Genomic DNA, 22,273 nt, shown 5'->3' on the forward strand with positions numbered 1-22,273 from the left:
TAATATAATATTGTTATGGAGGAAAATATGGAAACCATAATAGTTTTGATGTTGATGGCTAAATGTTTGATGGATTTATATTTGAAGAGATTGTCCATCAAAAACGTTGGAGTGTTTGCGTTGATTTCGGTGTTTTTGTATGCGATATTCCGAATTACGAGTACTACATCAATCCACGACTTTGCTTTATTACTTGGCTGTAGCGACATGATGGTTGATGATTTCAAAACTAATGAGGTGTACTGGATTAATGTTTTGTTTTTCATCATTTGTAGCATTATTGTTTCTGTGTTTTCGAGTTTTTTCCTGACGAGTTTTCTGCTATTATTGGTTATTTTGATGCTTAATTTTTTCACCAAGGAAAAGTTTATGGGTAATGTGGATTGTTTGATTATTCTAGGACTTGGCATGAGCAAAAGCCTCACAGATTTAGTGAGTTTTGTGTTTTATCTTGGGATTATTAGTGGAATCAGGGCTTTGATTTATATTCTAAGAAAAGAAGATAATGAGGAGATTGCATTCATTCCTGTGATTTGGTCTTCTTTTTTATTGTATGTGGTGATGGGAAATGTTTTCTAAATTAAAAATGAAAGCTAAGGCATTCAGTTTAATAGAGGTGATGGTGAGTCTATTCATTATTTCTGTTGTGATTATGATTTGCGTTTTTAAATACGACTTCAAAACTGATGTTGCAAGTAGAAAAGAGATTAATACGCTTGTTAGCGATTTGAAAAGTGCCAGAAGTGTAGCAATGAATGCAGGACGAAGTATTCAATTTCGATTCGACACAAATTCCTATTATTTTTACGATTCTAATAAAATGAAGAATCTTTTTGAAAGAGATTTGAAAAATGGAACACTTCGATTAAATAAAGGTGGAGAAAATACTATAGACTTTGGAAATATTGGCGCAAATATATCCAAATCTTCTGCAGCAACACATTTTCCGACTATTTATTACGAAACGAAAAACAAAACATACAGGATAAATTGTTACATAGCGACAGGGAGAGTGGATGTGGATGAGACGAAAAAATAAGGGATTTACACTGCTTGAGGTTTTGTTTGCATTGTTTTTGGTGAGTCTTTGTGTCGTAGTGTACTATCCACAGCTTAAAAATGTGATTACGATGCAGGATAAATCCTACACTGAAAATGTTGTGCTACGTGATTTGGACAATTCTGTGGAATATTTGAAAGCTCACGGTGATGTGGATGATTCAATTGTTGATGAGAATTCAAAAGTCGTGGTAAAGAAGGATGATGTGGGAGATTTGGTTAAGGTAAATGTCAGTGTAACTAATGGAGATATCACGAAAGATGTGTCATTTTACAAAGAAAAGTAGGGGATTTACGTTGCTTGAAGTTATGGTGAGTTTGTTTATATTCTCCGTAGTTTTGGGTGTGATTTTCCTATCGTTTAAGACTAATTTTAAAATTATGCAGTCGAGTTTTACTCTGAAAAACAACGTAGACGATGTCGACCACTGCGCATATTACATAAAAAACGAAATCGAAAGGTCAAGGTCTGTAATTACAGAAAAGCCAAATTGGACTCATTTCGATCAATCAATGGGATTTGTACTTGTAAAATACATTGATGATAAGCAAAATTATGTGTATTTTACAAAAGAAAATGGCAAAATCATACGATACGCTTTTACAGATCCCAGTAGTTTTGATGATTTAAAAGAACACGGGCCCAACGGTAGGATAACTAAGAACAAACTCAAGGACAACGCCGATGATTTCACATTTAGTCATGACGACAACTACATTTATTTAAAAGAAAATGGAAAGAAACTGGTAGTCTACATTGGAGATAAGGTAAAATGAAACGAAAATCCAAAGCCTACATTAGCATTTACGCGCTATACATGATATTCGTGTTGATGATTGTAATTGTGTTTTTGATAGTTCAAGTGAAAAATATCAGAACTGTCAACGCCTACAAATACGACTACATTCAAGCCAAAGCGATTGCTTATTCCAAAGTCAAAATAATTAATAAGAGAAAGCTTTTTGATAAAAAATTGAGTGAAAATTCTGATAATGGAACATTTGATATTCAGACTACAGACATGCCCGAATTCAGGGCTCCAACAAAGGTCAACTTTTTTACAGAAAAAAAAGGAGATACTAAAGTTTTTTCGTTTACAAGTGAGTATCCAAGAGATAGATTTGCAGAAAACACCAGTGATTATCCAGACAATAATGGATCCAGAGTAACGACTAGAATGGTGTATAATAGGAAAAATCCTTTTGAAAAAAGAATTATATCAGAAGAAAAGATCGATGAACTGTTGCCGGAAATCATTGAAGGAAAGAAAAGCATCGGAATAAAAGATTGTTTAATATTTTCATTGAATGATGAAACGTATTTTGTGGACAAAAAGGTCGCTGATGAAAAATACAATGAATTCGTAGCCGAAAAAACAAATCAAAACAACGAAGAAGTTTCGGAAGATGAAAAGGGAAATGGCTATGAAGAAAATGACGGAGATAAAAAAATAGAAATAGATGATGAATTTCTGACTAAATTAGTACAATTTTCCACAAAAGAGAAAAACATTGTAATTGATTCAGATGATATCACGATACTTAACGATGTTACAATAGATGGAGTGTTCATCGATAAGGCTAACGTGTATTATGTAGAAAATGAAAAAATCCAAAAAACTCCTGAAATTACGGTTAATGGGATATTGATACTCAAAAATTTCAACGCAGATAGTTATAAAGTAAATGGAGAATATTTATCAACGAAAGAGGTCGACATAAAATTTACAGAAGATAAAACAAAATACACGAGTAAAAAATACGAGTTTGCGGGTAGTTATTACAAATAATCGATGGAATGATTGAAACTCTACTTTGAAATGATGTATAATATATATATGATAAGCGAAAAGGGGAGGGTTTGCTTATGAAAAAATTTAAAAAAATAGGTGAAATGAATAGCAAACAATCTGAGCTTTACGATAATGTATACGGGATTTTCGAGTTTATGGGAGAAACACTGGAACTTCCGAAAAATCGATTCAAAAATAAAAAAAACGGCTTGTTTAAAATGGGATTATTAGCTTTTATCATCACAGCTATTTTGGAATATTATTCAAGCTTTGACACAATTGCATTTATCAGGAGAAACTTTCTCGTAGGATACATTTATTTTGCGATAAGATGCGTGTTCATATTTGCGTTTGCTATTCTTAAATTCAAAATAATTTACAGAGTAGCTAACAAGTTTTTCGTAAAAGATGATTGGCGAGAAGACGAAAACTACAGCATATTGCTATTAGTTATGTTTCAAGCAGCAATGTCAATGGCACTTTATCCACTGGGAGTTTACATTGTTATTGCAGAAGCTTTCGTTATATTGTTGTTTTTCTTGGGACTTAACATCAAAAACTTCAAATTTGAGAAAATACCTTACGTCATCATCACATTCATGTCTTTGTACATTGGCTTGAGATTTGTTAGACTTTTCATTTACAACATAGTGATAAATTGGATAGAAACTACAAACATTGTTTTCTTATAACACAAGCGCTCACAACTGTGGGCGTTTTTTGAATGCAAATACATACAAAAATTAAAAAGGTAAGCTAATAAAAGCCTACCTTTTTAAATAGAGAATTTTAAATGAAATGGTTAGTTAGCTAATTTATAAGTGATAACAACAGGTGTTTTATCAGCTGGAACTGAATCAGCCAAAGTATATTTAACTCCGTCTTTTTCGTCAGCGCCAATTAATTGATTTGCGTTTGAAGTTATTCCCAAAGGACAACTTTGCAAACATGTCATACAACCTGTGTTCATATCTTTTGCTGGTTTTTGGTTACCACCAAATCTAATGTCTATTTCTTTTCCTGAAGAATCTTTTATAACATCATTAATTCCTTGTTCATTATCTGATCCTTGGAACTTGAATGTAAGATCAATCTTATCACCTTTAACGGCTTCTTTTCCCATGTTGTCCATTGTAACATTGTTACCTGGTTTTGCACCGATTTTTTCTAATGCATCGTACAAATCATTTTGGTTAGCATAAGAAACAAACATTGATTGTTCGTTATTTTTACCAGATTTTGCTACGATAGCGTGCATTGTGCTTTCTTTTTTGAATTTATCATTAACTTCAGCGTAGACTTTGATTTGTTTGTTAGCTTCGTCAACAATCATAGGATTATCAGCTGTTGGTTCTTGAGCTTCTTCCTTCTTTTCTTCAGTTTTTTCTTCTGTTTTTTCTTCTTTCTTTTCTTCAGTCTTTTGTTCAGTTTTTTGTTCTGTAGAAGTTGTTTCCTTTTTATCTTCCTTAGAACATCCTGCGAACATTAAACTTGCCATTAATAATAATGCCAAAATCTTAAATTTTTTCATAAAATCATCCCTTCTTTAAATAGTTTAATTATTTTCGTTTCATTCATTAATACTATAGCTATATTTTATCACAGTTTTATATGGTCATTTATTGTAAAATCAAATAAATAACACACTACTTATAAGCTGAGTAAATAAATGAAATCTAAGGTATAATAATAAAAGAGGTGATTAGTGTGAAAAAATACGGAGAAGACGTGGCAATTGTAGAAGAAAATCCTAAACCTAAGAAAATTTACGATAATAATATGCGTCAAGGTGAAGAAATCATAATAAAAAAGGGAACACCTACGATTAAAAAATTGTACTACGAAGATATCAACGGACAACCGACAATTAAAAAGGAAGAAATAATCGAAGAAGGCTCTCCAACGGTTATAAAAGTTGGAACAAAGGGGATTATTAACGATTTGAACTTGAACAAATCTGACATGTAATGTGATAAAATTTTACGTTTGTGGTATAGTATTAATAGAAATGAATTGTTAAATTCATTCAAATTTACAAGGGGGAAAATTTATGGCAAGCTTAAAAGGTACCAAAACAGCTACTAATTTGATGGCTGCATTTGCAGGGGAAAGTCAAGCAAATATGCGTTATACATACTTTGCTAACGCAGCAAAAAAAGAAGGATACGTTCAAATTTCTATGATTTTTGAAGAAACAGCAAGAAACGAAATGGCTCACGCAAAAAGATTCATGAAGTTTTTGAGTGAAGATTTACAAGATGCTGAAATAGAAATCGAAGCAGGATTCCCAGTTCACTTAGGAGACACTAAGAGTAACCTTAAATCAGCAGCAGAAGGAGAACACTTCGAAAATTCTGAAATGTATCCAGAATTCTCCAAAATCGCTGAAGAAGAAGGCTTCAAGGAAATCGCACACGTATTCACTGAAATCGGAGAAGTTGAAGAAGCTCACGAAAAAAGATACAGAAAATTATTAGAAAACATCGAAAAAGAAAAAGTATTCGAAAGAGAAGAAGTATACTTATGGAAATGCAACAACTGTGGCTACATTCACGAAGGTAAAACAGCACCAAAGAAATGCCCAGCATGTGATCATCCACAAGGATTCTTCGAAATCTTCAAAGAAACTTATTAAAAACAAGAATTCAAACCTCAAAAGTTTTGCGACTTTTGGGGTTTTTTATGTGCGCTCGGCATGAGTATATTCTAACAGGTGTAAGTCCTAAGTGTGCCCAGTAGTGGGAAACAGATATCCGAAGGCAAGCGTGTCCATCGTGAGGTGGAATCTGAAGGAAGCCCTAGGCAAACTCTTGGTCTGACGAATAGAAATCACATAAGGCAGTTACGTAGAATAAACTTGCACAACAAAGCAAAGTCCAATAACTACACGGAATACGTAAATGTAAATGTGGCAGATATATGAGAGGAAAGAATATGCCCTTACTCGAGGAGGGCTCACTAGCGCAAAAGTAATAATAACGAATAGTGAGAAGTCAGCAGAAGTCATAGTACTAGGTAGACTTAGGAAAACTGAACTACAGGAGGTATAAATTTATGAAAGAAACTAATCATGACAAAGAAGGTAGAAAATTAACCAGACTAATCAAAGATAACTCGGAAAGTGAAAATAAATTAGCTGGACACAGTCATGAAAAGATTAACTCAAAAGAAAATACAAAAAATGAACTAAGTAATGTTCATATTAAACTGTAGAACAGCCGTATACGAAACCGTACGTACGGTGGTGTTAGAGGACGGTAGATGAATGAATCATCTATCTCCTACTCGATTTAAAAAAAATCATTCTCGCTTTAAATTTCAAATATTAAAGCGAAAGTGTAAACAACACACAAATCATACCAAAATTTTACGCAAAATTTTCCAACATTTAACTAAAAAAGTTGACAATTGGAGAAAAATAGTATATAATTTCATTGTAATTATTTATCTATGGGTACCAAATACAATTATTTGGTAGTTTTTATCTGATGACTATTGCTCGATAAAGAGCCTGGAAAGGATCTGATGTGATACTCTTATAGGCTAAAAAGAACAATAAGGTTCAGAGTTTTTACAAGAAAAAATCAGCAAACAAAAAAGCATCAAAACCAGAGATTGCAAAGGCAAGTTAAACTTGAACCGCAGTCTTTTTTTCGTGGTCAAATTTAACTTCCTAAATTTCTAAACGGGGGAAGATAATATGCTTAGTAGAATGCTAAAATTTTTCGGATTAAGTAAAAAAGGATTATTAAAAATAATCTTAGGATGTGCAATAATGGCGTTCGCAGTAGTGAACGTACATAAACAATCAGGCGTAACTGAGGGCGGAGTACTTGGAATGATGTTGTTCTTGAATAAAATCTTCGGATTTGACCAATCAATAACATCAGTAATTTTGGATGTGAGCTGCTACGTTCTTGGATTTTCGATAATGGGATTTGATTTTGTGAAGAAAGCTTTCGTAGCCACAATATCATTTGCCGTATTTGCGAAATTTTTCAATATTATAGGGCCAGTGTTACCAAATATGTACGATGTGCCATTGTTAGCAAGTATTATCGGAGGGATTTGCATCGGATTGGGATGCGGACTTGTAGTAAGTGAAGGTGGAGCAGCAGGTGGAGACGACGCCTTAGCAATGACGATATCCACAAAATCGGGACTCAAAATATCATTAGCGTATTTGTTCTCAGATATAACAGTGTTGGCACTGTCACTTTTATACATTCCAGTCGACAGAATTATGTTCTCACTTTTGACAACTGTAATATCATCATTTTTGATAGGACAATTCGAAGTAGAACTTCCAAATTCAGAAATCAAAATGGCAAATCAAGCCGTATCAAAAGCTTAAATAAATCAAGCCTTGTGCTTGATTTTTTTATTGCAAGAAAACTTGGGTATATATAATTAACTGGAGGTATTTATGGAGAATACAAAAAAACTAAAATTTTCTAATCTTTTGATTGCGATTTTACAAGGAGTTATCCTTTTGCTTTTGTTCGTAATTCCAGAGCTTATTGTTGGAGTGATTGGAGGAATTGTTGCTCAATTTGTAGGATTTGATGGCAATTTCCAAGATTTTTATGTGAAAAATGGGGCGGCTTTTCTTCTATGTGGACAAATCCTGAGGATTATTATTTTCCTTTTAATCATTAAATTTAGAACGAAGATTTTTCAAACGAAATACAATAGGGATTATTTAAAGAAAAGAAAGATTTCTTTTTCAGAAGTTTTGAAGCTTTTCGTGGTTGGAATTGGTCTTATGGGTCTTATCAATATTACTGTTGCATTGATGATGTATTTGGGCAAGTTTTTCCCACAAATTGTGGCAAGCCTTGAAGTTTACAACAAGGCATCAGAAGAATTGATGAAGGGTAATATGATGTTGTCGGTTCTTGCTATTACGATTTTTGCTCCGATTTCAGAGGAGTTGATGTTGCGTGGAACTTTGTTCACAGAAAACGAACGACTTCTTCCTTATAAATGGGCGATTATTCTGAATGGAATTGTGTTCGGAGTGTTCCATTTTAATTTGTTCCAAGGAGCGTATGCATTAATCGGAGGGATTGTGATTTGTGCGGTGTATTATTACACAGAAAGCATTTACGCATCCATTCTTCTTCACATGATTAACAACACTTTCAGCATGGTTATTTCTTCGAATGAGGCTGTGGTGCAAAGTTTTGCTTCGATTTTTGGAATTGTAATGCTTGTGTGCATGGTTTTGATGTTTGTTTTCTTGAAGGATTTCAAGAAGAAGAGAGAACTCAGACATTTGAATTACGAAGATTTAAAAGAATAAATTTGAAATTATCGACAAACCTCGATGTGTAAATACGCATTGAGGATTTTTGTTTATTGTAATCAGATGTTGATTTTTTTGTTGAAAAACTATAGTATAATAGCATGTAAGAGAGGTTAGATTATGATTTATTTGGATTATGCGGCGACATCTTTGAAAAGGGTGGAGCTTATTGAATATATTATGAATAATATGATGGATTTTGATGCGAATGCTGATAGTATTCACAAAATGGGAAGACTTGCGAAGAAGACTTTGGAGAATTCCCGTCATGAGATTGCGAAGTTTTTGAATACTACGGATGATAGGATTGTGTTCACAAGTGGTGCGAGCGAATCCAACAATTATATTATCAATAATTTTTCTGATGAAAATTACGATATTATCACATCACGAATAGAGCATCCATCTATTTTGAATCCACTAGATCACAACAAATCCAATGTAATTTTGATAGATGTACAACAAAACGGTGTGGTTGATTGCGATGAAATTATTCGAAATATCACACCCAATACAAAGCTAATTATTCTTCAACATGTAAACAATGAAACGGGAGTTATTCAACCTGTGAAAAAACTTGGAGAATATTTGAAGGATACGGACATTTGGTATCATATCGATGCGACTCAATCGGTGGGTCATGTGGATGTCGATGTTGAGGATTTGCACTGCGATTCGTTGTCGTTTTCAGGACACAAACTAGGAGGACTCAACGGATTCGGGGTGTTGTATATAAGGAAGGATTTGGATAATCTGATTTATGCAGGTGAGCAAGAAAATTACAGAAGAGGTGGCACTTCTTTTGTGATGGGGGCATTTACTTTGGAGAAATCTTTGCTGAAATCTGTCAAAGAACGTGAGTATATTGCAAATTTGAAGAAGATTTTCATTGAAAACATCAAATTTGATTACAAAATTAATGGTAACGTGGACAATTCTGCATCTCACATTTTGAACTTGTACATTCCATTTGAGAAGAATGATTTCTTGTTGACTTATTTGGATATGCACGGAATTTGCGTGTCTGCAGGTTCTGCTTGTTCTGCTGGTAGTATTACGAATTCTCATGTGATTGAAAATATGTACGATGGACAAAGGGCAGAGCATTCGGTGAGGTTTAGCTTTGGATTTAAAAATACAGAAGAAGAAATATTGAAAGCGGTAAATGTGTTAAATGATTTGTACGAAAAAGGAAAATACAATGGATAATTCGAAAATAAAAGTAGTAGTAGGAATAAGTGGAGGCGTGGATTCGTCAGTGGCGGCACTTTTGTTGAAACAACAAGGCTATGATGTCGTGGGAATTTTCATGAAAAATTGGGACGAGACAGATGATGATGGCGTCTGTACAGCAGAAGAAGATTACAAGGACGCGGTGGCTGTTGCGAATGAAATCGGCATAGATTATTATTCGATTAATTTTGAGAAGGAATACTACGACAGAGTGTTCACTTATTTCTTGGACGAATACAAAAAAGGCAGAACTCCCAATCCTGACATAATGTGCAACAAGGAAATAAAATTCAAAGCGTTCTTGGATTTTGCGATGAAACTTGGCGCAGATTATGTGGCGACGGGTCACTATGCTAGAATTGAACGAGGAGATGACGGAGTGAAGCTACTTCGTGGGCTTGATAATAACAAAGATCAGACGTATTTTCTAAGCCAACTTACACAAGACCAAATCAAAAACGTCATGTTTCCAGTTGGAGAACTTCAAAAAAAAGAAGTGCGTGAGATAGCGAAGAAATACAACTTGGCTACGGCTGACAAGAAAGATTCTACGGGAATTTGTTTCATTGGAGAGAGAAATTTCAATGAATTTTTGTCACATTATTTACCAGCAAAACAAGGAAACATCGTTGATGTCGATGGAAATATAATGGGCAAACACAACGGGCTTATGTATCACACAATCGGTCAACGAAGAGGGCTTGGAATTGGCGGAGATGGAGCAGCGTGGTTTGTGTGCGGGAAAAATTTGGAGAAAAATGAATTAATCGTATGCCAAGGAGAAGACAACCCGCTTTTGTACTCCAACAAATTATACGCCAGTCAATTTGAAACATCGCTAAATCATTTGGACAGAAACGAGTTCGATTGTACAGCAAAATTCAGATACAGACAAAAAGACATAAAAGCGCACGTCAAATTCATCGACGACACGCATGTAGAAGTCACATATGACGACACGAAAGCCGTAACACCAGGACAAGCAGCGGTGTTCTACGACGGCGAAGTGTGCATAGGATCAGCGATAATAGACGAAGTGTACAATGGAGATAAAAAATTAATGGTATAAAATGGTCCACTAGGTTGTAAAATCTGGTGGATTTTTTAAATTGTTACAAAATGTCAAATAGTGAATAAATTGACGATATTTGTGGTAAATATTGTATAAGAAGGAGAGTAGACTATGCAAAAACAAGAAATAAAAGAAGCAATTGATGTGTGTGACGATTTAATAATAAAACTTGAAGATGTACTTAACGATTTGAAATCAGCGAAAAACTGGGCTATGGCAGATTTTATATTCGGCGATGGCATGATTGGTTTTTTCAAGAGAAGCAAAATGGAAAAAGCACAAAGCAAACTTCACTTAATCGAAAATCTTTCACTTAGATTAAAAAAAGAATTGTCAGACATTCACGTGGAATTGGAAGACTTCGGTGATTTGTATTCAATGAAAGATTTTATGCTAGACATTGTGTTCGACAATCCGTTCACAGATTGGAGAATCAGAAAAGAAATCAACCAAGTGTACGATTCAACGTATGAATATTTGGAAAATATTGAAATGTTGAGAGATAGCTTAACAAAAGAATACAATAAATTGTAAAAATATTTTGGGATAGGTGTTTAAGTTTAATAAAAAGGTTTTCACAAAAGGGGGAGTATCATGAAAAATGATAAAAAATTTACAATTGTGGCAATACTTTTTGCAATATCACTTGTGTGCAATGCGTATTTTCTAACTAACATGACAAAGGCTGACGATGCTGACACTCATAGAATAATTGAAAGATATGTCAAGGAAAATCCCGAAAAAGAAGACGATACTTTAATTAAAGCTACATTAGAAAAGTTTGCCAAGGACGAAGAACATTTGGTATTGACTCAAGATGGAAAAGACGTAACCAAAGAACACGAAGATAAGCTGTTGGAATTCAACAAAAATCAAGACTATAAAGCAGCCAAAGAGTACGTCCTCAATGAAAACATATCAATCGGTTATTCAGATGACAATATAAAATAGAAAACAAAAATAGCAGCCACGGCTGCTATTTTACTTTACTATGACTTGTACTCCTTTGAGTATGTCGAATGTTATTTTTTTATTTCTTTTAAATTTTTTACATGCTCTCTATTACTAATATTTAGTTTGTTTTCTTCGATTAACTTCAATATATTATCAACATCTGTTTCGTTTATTATTTCCGTTGATGAAAGTTCTTCAATATTTTTAGCTACTTGTGATATTTTGCAAACTACAGAATTTTTCACTTCAAATTTGATTTCAGCTTCTGGTGAAAAAGCTACTATTGAAAAATATCTCATATCAGGATAAGAATCTTTTATAATTGATTCAACTGCTTTAATGTGGGCGTAATTTTGCAAAATAGGATTCATGAAGTTTGTTTTATTTCCATAAATATTTTGCGTCCACTTTTTTGCGTGTTCTGATCCATAAATCCAACCTTTATAATTTTTGGTTTCGACTGAAAATATACCATATCTTGAAACTACTAGGTGATCAATTTGTGTAGTTTTTGTATTACCTTGTTTGTTTTCTAAAACAAGGTTATTTATAATTCTGTATTTTTCTTTATCAAGACTATTTAGTTTGATTTTTACAGCTGATTCGCCCATAGCTCCCTTTAGACGTGGTAGTAAGAGCTTAGCAATTACACAAAAAGCTAAAAATAATCCTAAAATAATGTAAATGTCGTGCATAATTATTTCCTTTGTGAAAAATTTTGATAAAAATATATGTTTTTTAGCACACTACTTTACTACGACTTGTACTCCTTTGAGTATGTCGAATGTTTCTTTGTTTAGTTTTTCATCGAAGCTATCAGTCAAGTTTTTGTCGACTATTACTGTTGCTTCTGGGTTGAATGTTTTGGCTAGTATTGCGTTGGAAAGTATGCAGATGTTGGATACGAGTCCACACAATTCTATTTCTGAGAATTGGTGTTCTTTTAAGTAATCACAAAGTTCAATGCTACCAAATGTTGGTTTTTCGATTAATATGTCTTCTTTTTCTACTAATTCAGCAACTTTTCCATACAATTTGTGTCCGTTACTTCCTTTGATACAGTGTTCTACTGGAAGAAATTTGCCTTCTTGTGTGTTCAAATAATTTTCTTCGTGAGTATCGAATGTGAATATGATTTGTTCATTGTCTTCTCTTGCTTTTTTGATTCTGTCAGAGATTTTGTCTTCAAGTTTGTTTGCATCGTCAAATCCCAAAGCTCCATCCACGAAATCATTTTGAAAATCTACTACGATTAAAAGTTTGTCCATTTATGTCACTCCTTTAAGTTATTATATCTCAAATACAAAATTTTTTACAATAAGTGTTTAAATTATCAAAAGATTGGTATATAATCATAAAGGTTAGGAAAATAAAATTAAACAGCCAATCGGCAGAAAAATAATGTTTGGTTGATTTTTATGAAGGAGAAAATATGGATAAAATATATATAACTGGTCACAAAAACCCAGATACAGATTCTATCTGTGCGGCGTTATCTTATCAAGAATTGAAGAAAAGAACTGGAGAAGAGAACGTCGAAGCTATAAGACTTGGCGATGTCAACAGGGAAACTCAATTCGTGTTGGATTATTTTGGAGTGGATGCACCTACTTTCAAGGACTCAATGAAGCCACAAGTCAAAGATTTGAGCATTGATGTGGCAACATGCGTGTCCCAAAACGCGAGCCTTTACAAAGCGACTAATATTATGCAAGAAAAAAATGTCGCAAGTTTGCCAGTAATCGACATCGAAGAAAGACTTCTTGGGGTTGTGTCAATTTCTGACATCACAAAATGTTACATGGAAGTGTGGGACGATCAAATCCTTCACCACTCAGAAACTCCTGTGGAAAACATCATCGATGTATTGAGTGCGAATGTTTTGAATATTCCAGCAGAAGACAGAGCGTTATCCGGAAAAATGGTCGTAGGAGCGATGGATCCGAAACAAATGGCAAAGTATTTGGAAGAAGATGACATCGTGATTTTAGGTAACAGAGAAGACTCACAAATCGATGCAATAGATAAGAATGTGTCCATGATTATACTTACTGGTGGCAACAAATTATCAGATGAATTGATAGAAAAAGCAAAACAAAAAGACATAATAGTAATTTCTACGGAATTTCAAACATACATGGCAGCACGTCTTCTTCCACAATCTGTGCCTGTAAATTACGTTATGACAAGAGATGAAGTGGTTAATTTCACATTGACTGACACTGTTGAAGATGTTAAAAACACAATGTCCAAGACAAGATACAGATCATATCCAGTAGTCGACAATCAAAACAAAGTTGTGGGAAATATTTCCAGATATCACGTTATCAATGAAGAAAAGAAAAAGCTAATCTTGGTGGATCACAACGAAAGAAACCAATCAGTTGATGATATGGAATGCTGCGACATCACAGAAATCATTGACCACCACAGAGTTGCAAATGTAGCTACACAAAACCCAGTTTATTTCAGAAATGAACCTGTTGGATCAACTTGTACAATTCTTTCCAAGATGTTCTTGGAAAAAGGAATTGTTCCTACAAGACAAACTGCGGGATTATTGTGTTCAGCGATAATTTCCGACACGTTATTGTTCAGATCACCAACTGCAACCGAAACAGACAGAATGATTTTGGATAGAATGGCAAAAATCGCCAACATCAACCCAGAAGAATTTGCGATGGAAATGTTCAAAGCAGGAACATCATTAGAAGGAAAATCACCAGCAGATTTGTTGAACACTGATGTGAAGACATTCAACATCGAATCATATACTTGTAGAGTAGCGCAAATCTTCTCAATGGATTTGGATAATCTTGGCAAAATCAAAGACAGTTTACTTGAAGAAATGAACAAAATTAGAAACGACAAGAAAGAAGCTACATTTGTACTAATTCTTACAGATATCTTCAGAGAAGAAAGCGAAGTTTTGGTTTCTGGAATGTTCCAAGAACAATTAGCAGGAGCCTTCGATACTAAAATCGACAACAATTCATTCTTGGCAAAGGGACTTCTTTCAAGAAAAAAACAAATGATCCCAAAACTTAACCAAGCTGTGTTAAAATATATCCAAGAGAATTAATTTGAAAGGGAGAGATAAATTGAAAATTACAATTTTAGGGGCAGGAGCAATGGGTTGTATGCTTGCAAAAGCAATCGAATCTCCTGGTAACGAAGTCAATTTAGTAGATCCATACGAAGCTCACATGGAAAAAATTAGAAAAGATGGAATCAGAATTATCGACAGGACTGGCGGCGAAAGCACAGTAAAAGTAACATCTGCAAACACATCTTCAAAAGATTTGGAAGTTCAAGATGTCGTTGTAATTCTTGTAAAAGGATACGACACAGAAAAGATTTTGACTGAAAATATGAACATCGTAGGCGACAAAACAGTCGTAATGACACTTCAAAATGGTATCGGCAACGTAGACATATTGAAAAAGTACATCAAAGAAGAAAACATCGCACAAGGAATTATATTCATCTCTGCATCTATCGAAGAACCAGGAGTTATCAGTGCAGGATACGACAGCGACAAAACCAACGTAATATTTGGCGCTATCAATGAAAACCACGACGATAAATTGTTCCACGAAATCGAAAAAACATTCAGCATGAACGACATCAAAACAGAATTAAACCCAGATGTAGACAGAATTATGTGGAGAAAATTATACATCAACGCAATCTACAACCTACCTTGCGCAGTAATGCATTTGTCCACAAAATACACTAGAACTGACGAAAATTCCGTAGCAATTTTAAAAGCTATCTCAGATGAATTCATAGCTGTTACTGACAAATTGGGCTACAACTTCGACGGCGACAAGCTTTTCAGAAAATACGTCACAGATGCATTCGAAGAATACGGAGATATATTGCCATCAGCAGCACAAGATACACAAAAACACAGAAAAACAGAAGCAGAATTCTTGAACGGAGCAATCGTAAGACAAGCGAAAAAACTTGGACTTGAAGCACCAGTTAATGAAACAATCTACAGATTAGCAATGGTTCAAATGAACAACTACGACAATATGTTTAGTTTGTAAAATAAAATACGACAATTATTGCCACCAATAATTTTGGAAATATCCAAATTTATTGGTGGTTTTTGTTTGCTAAAATAAAAAAGCAAATAAAAGAACATTAAATTTATTTAGAAAAAGTGTTGTGTTTTTTTAGAAATTTTTTTATAATAAAAAAAGCGATATTGATAATCAAAACCATCCATGAGGTTTGAAAAAGTTTTATGATGATATCATGCGCAAAAATTTCTTATAGAAAGGGAAAATATGGATAGAGATAAATTAAAAAAATATTTATCTTTTACTCTTGCTACATTAGTAACAGTTGCGATGGCGTTTTCTATTATTTCTTATAATAAAAAACACAAGATAAATTACGCTACAAACAACAAAACACAAATAGCATCTGGTAGTAATGTAGAGGGATTAAAAGATGGAGAATACGAAGGAAATAGCCAGGGATACGGTGGAGATTTCAAGGTCAAAATTAAAATAAAAAATGGAGAGTTGTCGGCGATTAATGTCGTAACTAACAATGAAACACCTGAATATTACGAAAAAGCATCTGTAATTATTGCGCAGATTTTGGAAAAAGGAAACACCGATGTGGACTCGATTTCAGGAGCGACGATTTCGTCTGAAGCGATCAAAAATGCTGTAAATGATGCGCTACATAAAGCTGGTTCAAAAAAAGAAGCACCAAAACTAGCACAAAAAACACAAAAACATAACACACAAAATGTAGCCACAAAAGGACTAAAAGATGGAGTGTACGAAGCAAGTTCCAATGGTTATGGCGGAAGATTATCGGTAAGAGTTACTGTAAAAAATGGCAAATTGACTGATATTGATGTGATTTCAAATAACGAAACGCCGTCGTATTTTAACAGAGCATCTTCTGTGATTGACAGAATTTTAAGCACAGGAAGTGTGAATGTGGATTCTGTTGCAGGAGCGACGATATCTTCAAACGCAATCAAACAAGCAGTATCCAAAGCATTGGCACAAGCAGGTTCCAAGGAAAAAGCGAAGATTTCAAAAGTAAATCCAAACGCAAAATCAGGCAAGAAAAGCATCAGAAATCTTGTCGGAAAAATTTCCGTAGGAAGCAAACAAATAAAAGATGGTCAGTATATAGGAGCTGCACAAGGTTTCAACGGTCCAATCAAAGTAAGAGTTACCGTAAAAGAAGGATCCATTGCGAAAATAGAAATATTATCTCACCATGATGATAATCCATATTTCCAAAGAGCTTCTCGTGTAATTTCGAAAATTCTTGGAAAGCCTGGAAAAGCAGTGGATACAGTATCACAAGCGACATACTCAAGCAGAGGAATTATAAATGCAGTCAACAACGCATTGTCAAAAGCAGGAGTAGCGCCAAACATATCAAAGGAAAAATCAAAAAATTCTAAAGAAAAATCTTCAGGAAATAAAAACCAAGAAAAACAAAATAACAAAAAACAAAACAACCCAGAAAATAATTCAAAAACGAATAACAGCAGTAAAATAAATGATGCAAAACTAAAAGATGGTCAATACACAGGAGTTGCACAAGGATTCAGTGGGCCAATCACAGTTAGAGTTACAATAGCCAATGGATCAATTACAAATGTGGAAATATTATCTCATAGTGATGATGCACCATATTTTGCAAAAGCAATGGCTGTAGTTTCAAGAATTCTTGGAAAACCTGGAAAAACGGTGGACACAGTATCACAAGCGACATATTCAAGTAGAGGAATTATAAATGCAGTCAACAACGCATTGTCAAAAGCAGGAGTAAAACCAAACATATCAAAGGAAAATTCAGTAGGAAATTCTAAAGAAAATTCTCAAGAAAATTCGGGTAACAAAAACGAAGAAAAACCACAAAACAATCCAGAAAAACCAGAAAATAATAACACAAACAGCAGCAAAATAAATGACGCAAAACTAAAAGACGGTCAATACACAGGAATCGCACAAGGATTCAGTGGCCCAATCACAGTTAGAGTTACAATAACAAACGGATTAATCTCTGGTGTGGAAATAATATCTCACAGTGATGATGCGCCGTATTTTGCAAAAGCAATGGCTGTTATTTCAAGAATTCTTGGAAAACCTGGAAAAACGGTGGACACAGTATCACAAGCGACATATTCAAGCAAAGGAATTATAGGTGCAGTCAACAACGCATTGTCCAAAGCAGGAATTGCACCAAACGAATCTGATCAAAAACCAGAAAAACCAGAAAAAGAAAACAACGAACAAAAAGACAATAAACAACCAGAAAAAGAAAATCCGAATAATAACAAGAAAGATAATGACAAGAATGACCCACAAAAAATTGACGACGCGTTGAAAAAATACTACAACGACAATCCATTGAGAGATGGAGAGTATAGCGGATGGGGCATCGGTTACATCAACACAAGGAAAACTAAGACCTACATCAAAGTTGAAAATGGCGAAATAATCGACATCAAAGTAGGTCAAGATTCGGAATACGGAGACGATATGGGGCCATTTAGAAAAAAAGCTGAGAAAGTTTTATCGTTCTTAAAAGGAAAAGAAGGACGAATTAACCTCGCAAAAATGGGATTATACCGCGAGTATTTCGAACAAATTAGAAACAGCAAAGATCCGAAATCCAAAGTAGAAGAATTATTTGGAAAACAATACGGCGCGCTTTTGAATGGACTTTCTGGAAACAACATTAAAACAGAATCTGATTTGACGCTACTTTCAAGAACCGTAAAGGCATACATGTCAGATAAATACAACTCGAAAGAAATGTTCGACAGCATAACGGGTGCGACTGTGAGTGCAAGTGGAATCGCACAGTCGACAAGAGAAGCAACAGCAAAATCGTCAAATGATTACAAGAATAATTCAGATGTCAAAGAAATCAAGATTATATCACCTAAAAACAAAACAATTGAAGTGAACAAAAACGATGCAGCTGATTTTTCTGAAATGAAGATTATTGTAATCAAAAAAAACGGTTCATCCGAAAAAATCGGCTGGACAGATTTCCAAGCCAATGGAATTTCAATTACAGATGACAAGGGCAACATAATTACGAATGATTTGTCAAAATATTCCGATACGAACGTAATCAAAGCAAAAGTTGTTCACGAAAAATCATTGTCATACGATGAGTTCAGAATTCTAATCGGAAACTACAGCAAGGATTATATCGTAGGATTGGAGTACAGTGTTGACGGAATCAAATGGTACAGATTGGAAAACGCATCAAAAGATTTTGAAAACACAAACAACATCGCAGACAGACAAATAATTGATGCACCAACGTCATTTGAATTTTCAAAAATAAAAATTCGTGCAGTATCGAAAAACAACAAAAGATACGAATATACAACATCAAACGCCGCAATCAACAACACTCAAGCGAACTATCATCTCGAATCGAAAGACAATCCGAACTTGCCAAGCGTAATATTTGTAACATTCAAATTGTCGGGAAATGAATCGGACAAGAAACTTGTTGAAGACAAAGAACAAGAAAATCCTGAAGAAAAAGAACAAGAAACAAAAGAAGAAATCCCTGTAGACCAAAAAGTAATTGACACAAGCTTAATGGATTCCAACGGACAAAAATGGATCGAAGGGAAACCAATCAGACCAGCGACAGTGACAAACTTGGACAAAGATGCGAAAATAATTGCAAAAATAGACGGATTGCCACAAGGATTATCATTTGACGGGACGACGATAACAGGAACACCACAAGTAAGCGCAGAAGGTTGGCCGGAAGATGGAAGTGGATTTAAAACTATCACACTAAAATTAAAAGCCGAGAAAAACGGCAAAGTATTAGTGAGAACATTGGCATATTGGTTGTATCGTGACAAAGACCGTGACGGAATATCAGACGACGACGATGTGGATAAAGGAGAAAAATTCACACCGCAAAGAAATGGAGCGCAGCCAATAATAGTCAACGGAACAAAACCAACCATAGAAGATTTCAAAGCGAAATTCTCCAACATTCCACAAGATGGATCGGTAGAAGTAACGCTTGAAAAAGAACCTGATTATACAAAAGCGAGTGAACTTCCACAAAGAGTTAACCTGATTTTCAAAGTCAAAGGAATAAAAGAAGTTGGAAAAAGCTATGTGATGGTAATAGTGAAAAAACCAGTTGACAAAAAAGCTGAACAAGAAACAAAAGAAGAAATTCCTGTTGATCAAAAAGTAATCGACACAAGCTTGATGGATTCCAACGGACAAAAATGGATCGAAGGAAAACCAATCAGACCAGCGACAGTGACAAGTTTGGACAAAGATGCGAAAATAATTGCCCAAATAGACGGATTGCCACAAGGATTATCATTTGACGGAACGACAATAACAGGAACACCACAAGTAAGCGCAGAAGGATGGCCGGAAGATGGAAGTGGATTTAAAACAATAACACTAAAATTAAAAGCCGAAAAAAATGGCAAAATATTAGTGAGAACATTGACATACTGGTTGTACCGTGACAAAGACCGTGATGGAATATCAGATGATGATGACTTAGACCATGGAGAAAAATTCACACCGCAAAGAAATGGAGCGTCACCAATAATAGTCAACGGAACAAAACCAACCATAGAAGACTTCAAAGCGAAATTCTCCAACATTCCACAAGATGGATCGGTAGAAGTAACACTTGAAAAAGAACCTGATTATACAAAAGTAGGACAATTTAGAGTTAACATAATATTTAAACTTAGAAAAACACAAGAAATATCAAAATCTTATGTGTTTATCAAAATCGAGAAACCTGTTGTAGAAGAAAAAGACAATGAAAAAGAACCTATAAAAGATTCTTCAGATAAAAAGTCAGAAAAATCTCAACCAAAAAATGAAAAAAACAACTATAAAACTGATTTGAATATCGACACTAAAACACAAGATGAAAAACAAAAGAATTTGGAAAACTTAAAGGAGGAGATTAGATGACTTTAATAATAGGAATAATTTTCACTATAATATTTTATAGCTTAACAGCCCAATCAATAAAAAAACATCCGGGGGCATATTATCTAGGAATGTATGCGTGGACGGGACTAGTTGTGTGTTATTACAACATGGGTTACTACAGATATTTGCCAACTTGGTTCAACGATTATTTCATGAAAATATTCGCCAGAGGAATATTTGCAACGGCAACATTCATGATAGTAATGTTCTTAGGGACCGTTACAAAACACAATGATTTTTCAAAAAAACTGATGAGCATTCGTGGAGAAATGTCTATAATAGGAAGTTTGTTGGTGATAAGCCACAACATAATATTTGGAGTACATTATTTCCCAGTGCTTTTCACAAATCCCTTATCCTTGCCAAAAAGAGAACTAATCGCATCAATAATAACAATATTTTTATTGTTGATGCTGATTCCGCTTTTCGTGACATCATTTAAGGTAGTTCGTAGAAAAATGAACGCCAAAAACTGGAAGAAACTTCAAAGAATGGCATATCCATTTTTTATAGGAATTTATGTGCATGTAATGGTGCTTTATTCAAATAATTGGAAAGCACACATCTCTGGAGTTATAATTTATACGATTATTTTTGCAAGCTATGTTATATTGAGATTAAGAAAATCCATATATAAGAAGAAAAAAGCACAACGATAATTTGTTTTAGGTTGTTTGTATAATAATAATGATATAATGTAGTTATCATAAAAGAAAGGATAATCATTATGTCAACACAAGAAATTTACGAAATTACGAGAAATTATGCTGTAGTTACAGCGGTATTTCTAATGGTCAGCATTTTCAGCTTGTATTTATCATTAAAACGTAAAGATAATGGTATTTTACACATAGTGACAACAGTATTTCTAATAGCTTTGTCATTTGCAATGATGAACATGAACTTCACGATTACTTTGTTACACGACGGACTTATTTCAAATGATTCAATGCTTGTGAAATTCTGCTTGTACGGCTGGATATTGGCATTAGTATTGATGGGTATTAGCGCAATAATAACCATTAGAAATATCTTAAAACAGCGTAAAAAACAAACAAAATAGAATTACTAAAACGCAGACCACCAACAGTAGTTGGTGGTCTTTTACGTCTAAAATTTTACAGATTGATTATTACCTGTAAATATTATAAAATAAATTAAAAACAGGAGGGAACATATGAAAAACAAATTCAGATTAATCGTTTGCGTGAGCTTTATGTTGGTATTATTTGCAAGTTGCAACCAAAAACAAGATGAGCCTATAAAAAAAGCCACAGGAGTTGAATCCAAAAACGTAACCACAGAAGAAGACAAACAAAAAGCCATTGAAGAGTACGAACAAAACATCAAAGGCGTCAAGGAAATCAAAGTAGCAGAACTTGATGAAGTGAGTTCCGGAAAAGAAATCATAGTGTATCTTGGAAGAAAAACATGCCCAGATTGTCAGAAGTTTTCAAAAGTATTCAAACCATTCGTATCCAAATACGAAATCTACTACATAGATAGTGTCGCTGGAATCAAAAAATCTCCAGAAGATTTGAAAAAATTCAGAACCGACAACGACCTCAAAACAGTCCCAGCAGTGTTTCGAGTTAAAGACGCAAAAATCACCGATAGAATGAACATCGACGACAAAGTGGGGACTACATCAGAAGAACTACAAAAGTTTTTTGATAAGAAATAAGGATAAGCCATAACGTTAGTTATGGCTTGTTGCATTTATTAGACCAGCTATCAAATGTCAAGAGAAAATAAAAAATAATTAATCTTGTAATTTATGGCACATCAAATAAGCCTAAAAATTAGGCTTAGAAAAACTAAATAACAACTAAATATTCGGTATGTAAGT

General features: G+C 34.1%; 24 protein-coding genes. 21 read left to right on the plus strand and 3 right to left on the minus strand.

From position 1 onward, the window contains the following. Nucleotides 1-27: 27 nt before the first annotated feature. From ACU68W_RS06255 to ACU68W_RS06280, 6 genes are all read left to right on the plus strand, one after another. Complete coding sequence (locus tag ACU68W_RS06255) at nucleotides 28-579, plus strand: hypothetical protein (RefSeq protein ID WP_094224002.1); 552 nt, start codon at nucleotides 28-30, stop codon at nucleotides 577-579. Then, on the plus strand, nucleotides 569-1,039 hold the full coding sequence (locus ACU68W_RS06260) for a prepilin-type N-terminal cleavage/methylation domain-containing protein (protein WP_311437618.1): 471 nt from the start codon (nucleotides 569-571) through the stop codon (nucleotides 1,037-1,039). Before ACU68W_RS06255 ends, ACU68W_RS06260 begins: the two co-directional genes overlap by 11 nt. Further along, nucleotides 1,023-1,346, plus strand: a complete 324-nt coding sequence (locus ACU68W_RS06265; RefSeq protein ID WP_094224056.1) for a prepilin-type N-terminal cleavage/methylation domain-containing protein — start codon at nucleotides 1,023-1,025, stop codon at nucleotides 1,344-1,346. Before ACU68W_RS06260 ends, ACU68W_RS06265 begins: the two co-directional genes overlap by 17 nt. Next, a complete protein-coding gene (locus ACU68W_RS06270; RefSeq protein WP_094224000.1) occupies nucleotides 1,321-1,836 on the plus strand; it encodes a prepilin-type N-terminal cleavage/methylation domain-containing protein in 516 nt (171 codons plus the stop codon). The genes ACU68W_RS06265 and ACU68W_RS06270 overlap by 26 nt, the downstream gene beginning before the upstream one ends. Beyond that, nucleotides 1,833-2,849, plus strand: a complete 1,017-nt coding sequence (locus ACU68W_RS06275) for a hypothetical protein (protein ID WP_094223999.1) — start codon at nucleotides 1,833-1,835, stop codon at nucleotides 2,847-2,849. Before ACU68W_RS06270 ends, ACU68W_RS06275 begins: the two co-directional genes overlap by 4 nt. Nucleotides 2,850-2,926: 77 nt before the next feature. After that, complete coding sequence (locus tag ACU68W_RS06280; protein WP_446756302.1) at nucleotides 2,927-3,544, plus strand: hypothetical protein; 618 nt, start codon at nucleotides 2,927-2,929, stop codon at nucleotides 3,542-3,544. A 110-nt stretch (nucleotides 3,545-3,654) separates the two neighbouring features. Here the strand turns inward: ACU68W_RS06280 and ACU68W_RS06285 are convergent, their stop codons facing one another. Further along, nucleotides 3,655-4,383, minus strand: a complete 729-nt coding sequence (locus ACU68W_RS06285) for a YdjY domain-containing protein (RefSeq protein ID WP_094207835.1) — start codon at nucleotides 4,381-4,383, stop codon at nucleotides 3,655-3,657. Between the two features lie 176 nt (nucleotides 4,384-4,559). Here ACU68W_RS06285 and ACU68W_RS06290 point away from each other — a divergent pair, with 176 nt between their 5' ends. From ACU68W_RS06290 to ACU68W_RS06330, 9 genes are all read left to right on the plus strand, one after another. After that, entirely contained in the window at nucleotides 4,560-4,820 is a 261-nt protein-coding gene (locus ACU68W_RS06290) for a G5 domain-containing protein (protein WP_094207834.1), read from the plus strand. A gap of 82 nt (nucleotides 4,821-4,902) precedes the next feature. After that, a complete protein-coding gene (gene rbr / locus ACU68W_RS06295; protein WP_094207833.1) occupies nucleotides 4,903-5,487 on the plus strand; it encodes a rubrerythrin in 585 nt (194 codons plus the stop codon). Between the two features lie 419 nt (nucleotides 5,488-5,906). After that, a complete protein-coding gene (locus ACU68W_RS06300) occupies nucleotides 5,907-6,065 on the plus strand; it encodes a hypothetical protein (protein WP_158521241.1) in 159 nt (52 codons plus the stop codon). A gap of 487 nt (nucleotides 6,066-6,552) precedes the next feature. Further along, entirely contained in the window at nucleotides 6,553-7,206 is a 654-nt protein-coding gene (locus ACU68W_RS06305; RefSeq protein ID WP_094207832.1) for a YitT family protein, read from the plus strand. A 72-nt stretch (nucleotides 7,207-7,278) separates the two neighbouring features. Beyond that, on the plus strand, nucleotides 7,279-8,157 hold the full coding sequence (locus tag ACU68W_RS06310) for a CPBP family intramembrane glutamic endopeptidase (protein WP_446756303.1): 879 nt from the start codon (nucleotides 7,279-7,281) through the stop codon (nucleotides 8,155-8,157). A 123-nt stretch (nucleotides 8,158-8,280) separates the two neighbouring features. Continuing rightward, nucleotides 8,281-9,369, plus strand: coding sequence for a cysteine desulfurase family protein (locus ACU68W_RS06315; protein ID WP_446756304.1), 1,089 nt, complete (start codon nucleotides 8,281-8,283; stop codon nucleotides 9,367-9,369). Further along, the gene (gene mnmA / locus ACU68W_RS06320; protein WP_035112121.1) at nucleotides 9,362-10,462 is read left to right on the plus strand and encodes a tRNA 2-thiouridine(34) synthase MnmA; all 1,101 of its coding nucleotides are present in this window, start codon (nucleotides 9,362-9,364) and stop codon (nucleotides 10,460-10,462) included. The genes ACU68W_RS06315 and mnmA overlap by 8 nt, the downstream gene beginning before the upstream one ends. Before the next feature lie 114 nt (nucleotides 10,463-10,576). Beyond that, nucleotides 10,577-10,999 carry a hypothetical protein gene (locus tag ACU68W_RS06325; protein ID WP_094223995.1) on the plus strand — a complete coding sequence of 141 codons (423 nt, stop codon included), beginning with the start codon at nucleotides 10,577-10,579 and terminating at the stop codon, nucleotides 10,997-10,999. A 60-nt stretch (nucleotides 11,000-11,059) separates the two neighbouring features. Continuing rightward, nucleotides 11,060-11,416, plus strand: a complete 357-nt coding sequence (locus ACU68W_RS06330) for a hypothetical protein (protein WP_094225230.1) — start codon at nucleotides 11,060-11,062, stop codon at nucleotides 11,414-11,416. 71 nt (nucleotides 11,417-11,487) lie between these two features. Here ACU68W_RS06330 and ACU68W_RS06335 read toward each other — a convergent pair whose 3' ends face one another. Then, nucleotides 11,488-12,114 carry a nuclease-related domain-containing protein gene (locus ACU68W_RS06335; RefSeq protein ID WP_446756305.1) on the minus strand — a complete coding sequence of 209 codons (627 nt, stop codon included), beginning with the start codon at nucleotides 12,112-12,114 and terminating at the stop codon, nucleotides 11,488-11,490. A gap of 51 nt (nucleotides 12,115-12,165) precedes the next feature. After that, the gene (locus tag ACU68W_RS06340) at nucleotides 12,166-12,687 is read right to left on the minus strand and encodes a cysteine hydrolase family protein (RefSeq protein WP_446756306.1); all 522 of its coding nucleotides are present in this window, start codon (nucleotides 12,685-12,687) and stop codon (nucleotides 12,166-12,168) included. A gap of 164 nt (nucleotides 12,688-12,851) precedes the next feature. Between ACU68W_RS06340 and ACU68W_RS06345 the strand changes: the two genes are divergently transcribed. The 6 genes from ACU68W_RS06345 to ACU68W_RS06370 all read left to right on the plus strand — a co-directional run bounded on the left by ACU68W_RS06345 (nucleotide 12,852) and on the right by ACU68W_RS06370 (nucleotide 22,108). Further along, nucleotides 12,852-14,501: a putative manganese-dependent inorganic diphosphatase gene (locus ACU68W_RS06345; protein WP_308611251.1), complete on the plus strand. Its 1,650-nt coding sequence runs from the start codon at nucleotides 12,852-12,854 to the stop codon at nucleotides 14,499-14,501. A 19-nt stretch (nucleotides 14,502-14,520) separates the two neighbouring features. Continuing rightward, the gene (locus ACU68W_RS06350; protein ID WP_446756307.1) at nucleotides 14,521-15,474 is read left to right on the plus strand and encodes a ketopantoate reductase family protein; all 954 of its coding nucleotides are present in this window, start codon (nucleotides 14,521-14,523) and stop codon (nucleotides 15,472-15,474) included. Nucleotides 15,475-15,717: 243 nt separating this feature from the next. Continuing rightward, nucleotides 15,718-20,403: an FMN-binding protein gene (locus ACU68W_RS06355; RefSeq protein WP_446756308.1), complete on the plus strand. Its 4,686-nt coding sequence runs from the start codon at nucleotides 15,718-15,720 to the stop codon at nucleotides 20,401-20,403. Further along, a complete protein-coding gene (locus ACU68W_RS06360; RefSeq protein WP_002836000.1) occupies nucleotides 20,400-21,083 on the plus strand; it encodes a ferric reductase-like transmembrane domain-containing protein in 684 nt (227 codons plus the stop codon). The genes ACU68W_RS06355 and ACU68W_RS06360 overlap by 4 nt, the downstream gene beginning before the upstream one ends. Before the next feature lie 68 nt (nucleotides 21,084-21,151). After that, nucleotides 21,152-21,487: a hypothetical protein gene (locus ACU68W_RS06365; RefSeq protein WP_002836001.1), complete on the plus strand. Its 336-nt coding sequence runs from the start codon at nucleotides 21,152-21,154 to the stop codon at nucleotides 21,485-21,487. 114 nt (nucleotides 21,488-21,601) lie between these two features. Continuing rightward, complete coding sequence (locus tag ACU68W_RS06370; RefSeq protein ID WP_002836002.1) at nucleotides 21,602-22,108, plus strand: glutaredoxin domain-containing protein; 507 nt, start codon at nucleotides 21,602-21,604, stop codon at nucleotides 22,106-22,108. The last annotated feature ends 165 nt before the right edge of the window (nucleotides 22,109-22,273 follow it).

Source organism: Finegoldia sp. P2-F-LR (genome assembly GCF_052932265.1).

What these genes read in the sequence shown, in the direction of transcription:
- ACU68W_RS06330 (WP_094225230.1), top strand. Translation starts at nt 11,060, where the DNA reads ATGAAAAATGATAAAAAATTTACAATTGTGGCAATACTTTTTGCAATA.
- ACU68W_RS06365 (WP_002836001.1), top strand. Translation starts at nt 21,152, where the DNA reads ATGTCAACACAAGAAATTTACGAAATTACGAGAAATTATGCTGTAGTT.
- rbr (WP_094207833.1), top strand. Translation starts at nt 4,903, where the DNA reads ATGGCAAGCTTAAAAGGTACCAAAACAGCTACTAATTTGATGGCTGCA.
- ACU68W_RS06260 (WP_311437618.1), top strand. Translation starts at nt 569, where the DNA reads ATGTTTTCTAAATTAAAAATGAAAGCTAAGGCATTCAGTTTAATAGAG.
- mnmA (WP_035112121.1), top strand. Translation starts at nt 9,362, where the DNA reads ATGGATAATTCGAAAATAAAAGTAGTAGTAGGAATAAGTGGAGGCGTG.
- ACU68W_RS06255 (WP_094224002.1), top strand. Translation starts at nt 28, where the DNA reads ATGGAAACCATAATAGTTTTGATGTTGATGGCTAAATGTTTGATGGAT.
- ACU68W_RS06325 (WP_094223995.1), top strand. Translation starts at nt 10,577, where the DNA reads ATGCAAAAACAAGAAATAAAAGAAGCAATTGATGTGTGTGACGATTTA.
- ACU68W_RS06345 (WP_308611251.1), top strand. Translation starts at nt 12,852, where the DNA reads ATGGATAAAATATATATAACTGGTCACAAAAACCCAGATACAGATTCT.
- ACU68W_RS06370 (WP_002836002.1), top strand. Translation starts at nt 21,602, where the DNA reads ATGAAAAACAAATTCAGATTAATCGTTTGCGTGAGCTTTATGTTGGTA.
- ACU68W_RS06305 (WP_094207832.1), top strand. Translation starts at nt 6,553, where the DNA reads ATGCTTAGTAGAATGCTAAAATTTTTCGGATTAAGTAAAAAAGGATTA.
- ACU68W_RS06270 (WP_094224000.1), top strand. Translation starts at nt 1,321, where the DNA reads ATGTGTCATTTTACAAAGAAAAGTAGGGGATTTACGTTGCTTGAAGTT.
- ACU68W_RS06310 (WP_446756303.1), top strand. Translation starts at nt 7,279, where the DNA reads ATGGAGAATACAAAAAAACTAAAATTTTCTAATCTTTTGATTGCGATT.
- ACU68W_RS06355 (WP_446756308.1), top strand. Translation starts at nt 15,718, where the DNA reads ATGGATAGAGATAAATTAAAAAAATATTTATCTTTTACTCTTGCTACA.
- ACU68W_RS06360 (WP_002836000.1), top strand. Translation starts at nt 20,400, where the DNA reads ATGACTTTAATAATAGGAATAATTTTCACTATAATATTTTATAGCTTA.
- ACU68W_RS06275 (WP_094223999.1), top strand. Translation starts at nt 1,833, where the DNA reads ATGAAACGAAAATCCAAAGCCTACATTAGCATTTACGCGCTATACATG.
- ACU68W_RS06300 (WP_158521241.1), top strand. Translation starts at nt 5,907, where the DNA reads ATGAAAGAAACTAATCATGACAAAGAAGGTAGAAAATTAACCAGACTA.
- ACU68W_RS06285 (WP_094207835.1), bottom strand. Translation starts at nt 4,383, where the DNA reads ATGAAAAAATTTAAGATTTTGGCATTATTATTAATGGCAAGTTTAATG.
- ACU68W_RS06335 (WP_446756305.1), bottom strand. Translation starts at nt 12,114, where the DNA reads ATGCACGACATTTACATTATTTTAGGATTATTTTTAGCTTTTTGTGTA.
- ACU68W_RS06340 (WP_446756306.1), bottom strand. Translation starts at nt 12,687, where the DNA reads ATGGACAAACTTTTAATCGTAGTAGATTTTCAAAATGATTTCGTGGAT.
- ACU68W_RS06315 (WP_446756304.1), top strand. Translation starts at nt 8,281, where the DNA reads ATGATTTATTTGGATTATGCGGCGACATCTTTGAAAAGGGTGGAGCTT.
- ACU68W_RS06265 (WP_094224056.1), top strand. Translation starts at nt 1,023, where the DNA reads ATGAGACGAAAAAATAAGGGATTTACACTGCTTGAGGTTTTGTTTGCA.
- ACU68W_RS06280 (WP_446756302.1), top strand. Translation starts at nt 2,927, where the DNA reads ATGAAAAAATTTAAAAAAATAGGTGAAATGAATAGCAAACAATCTGAG.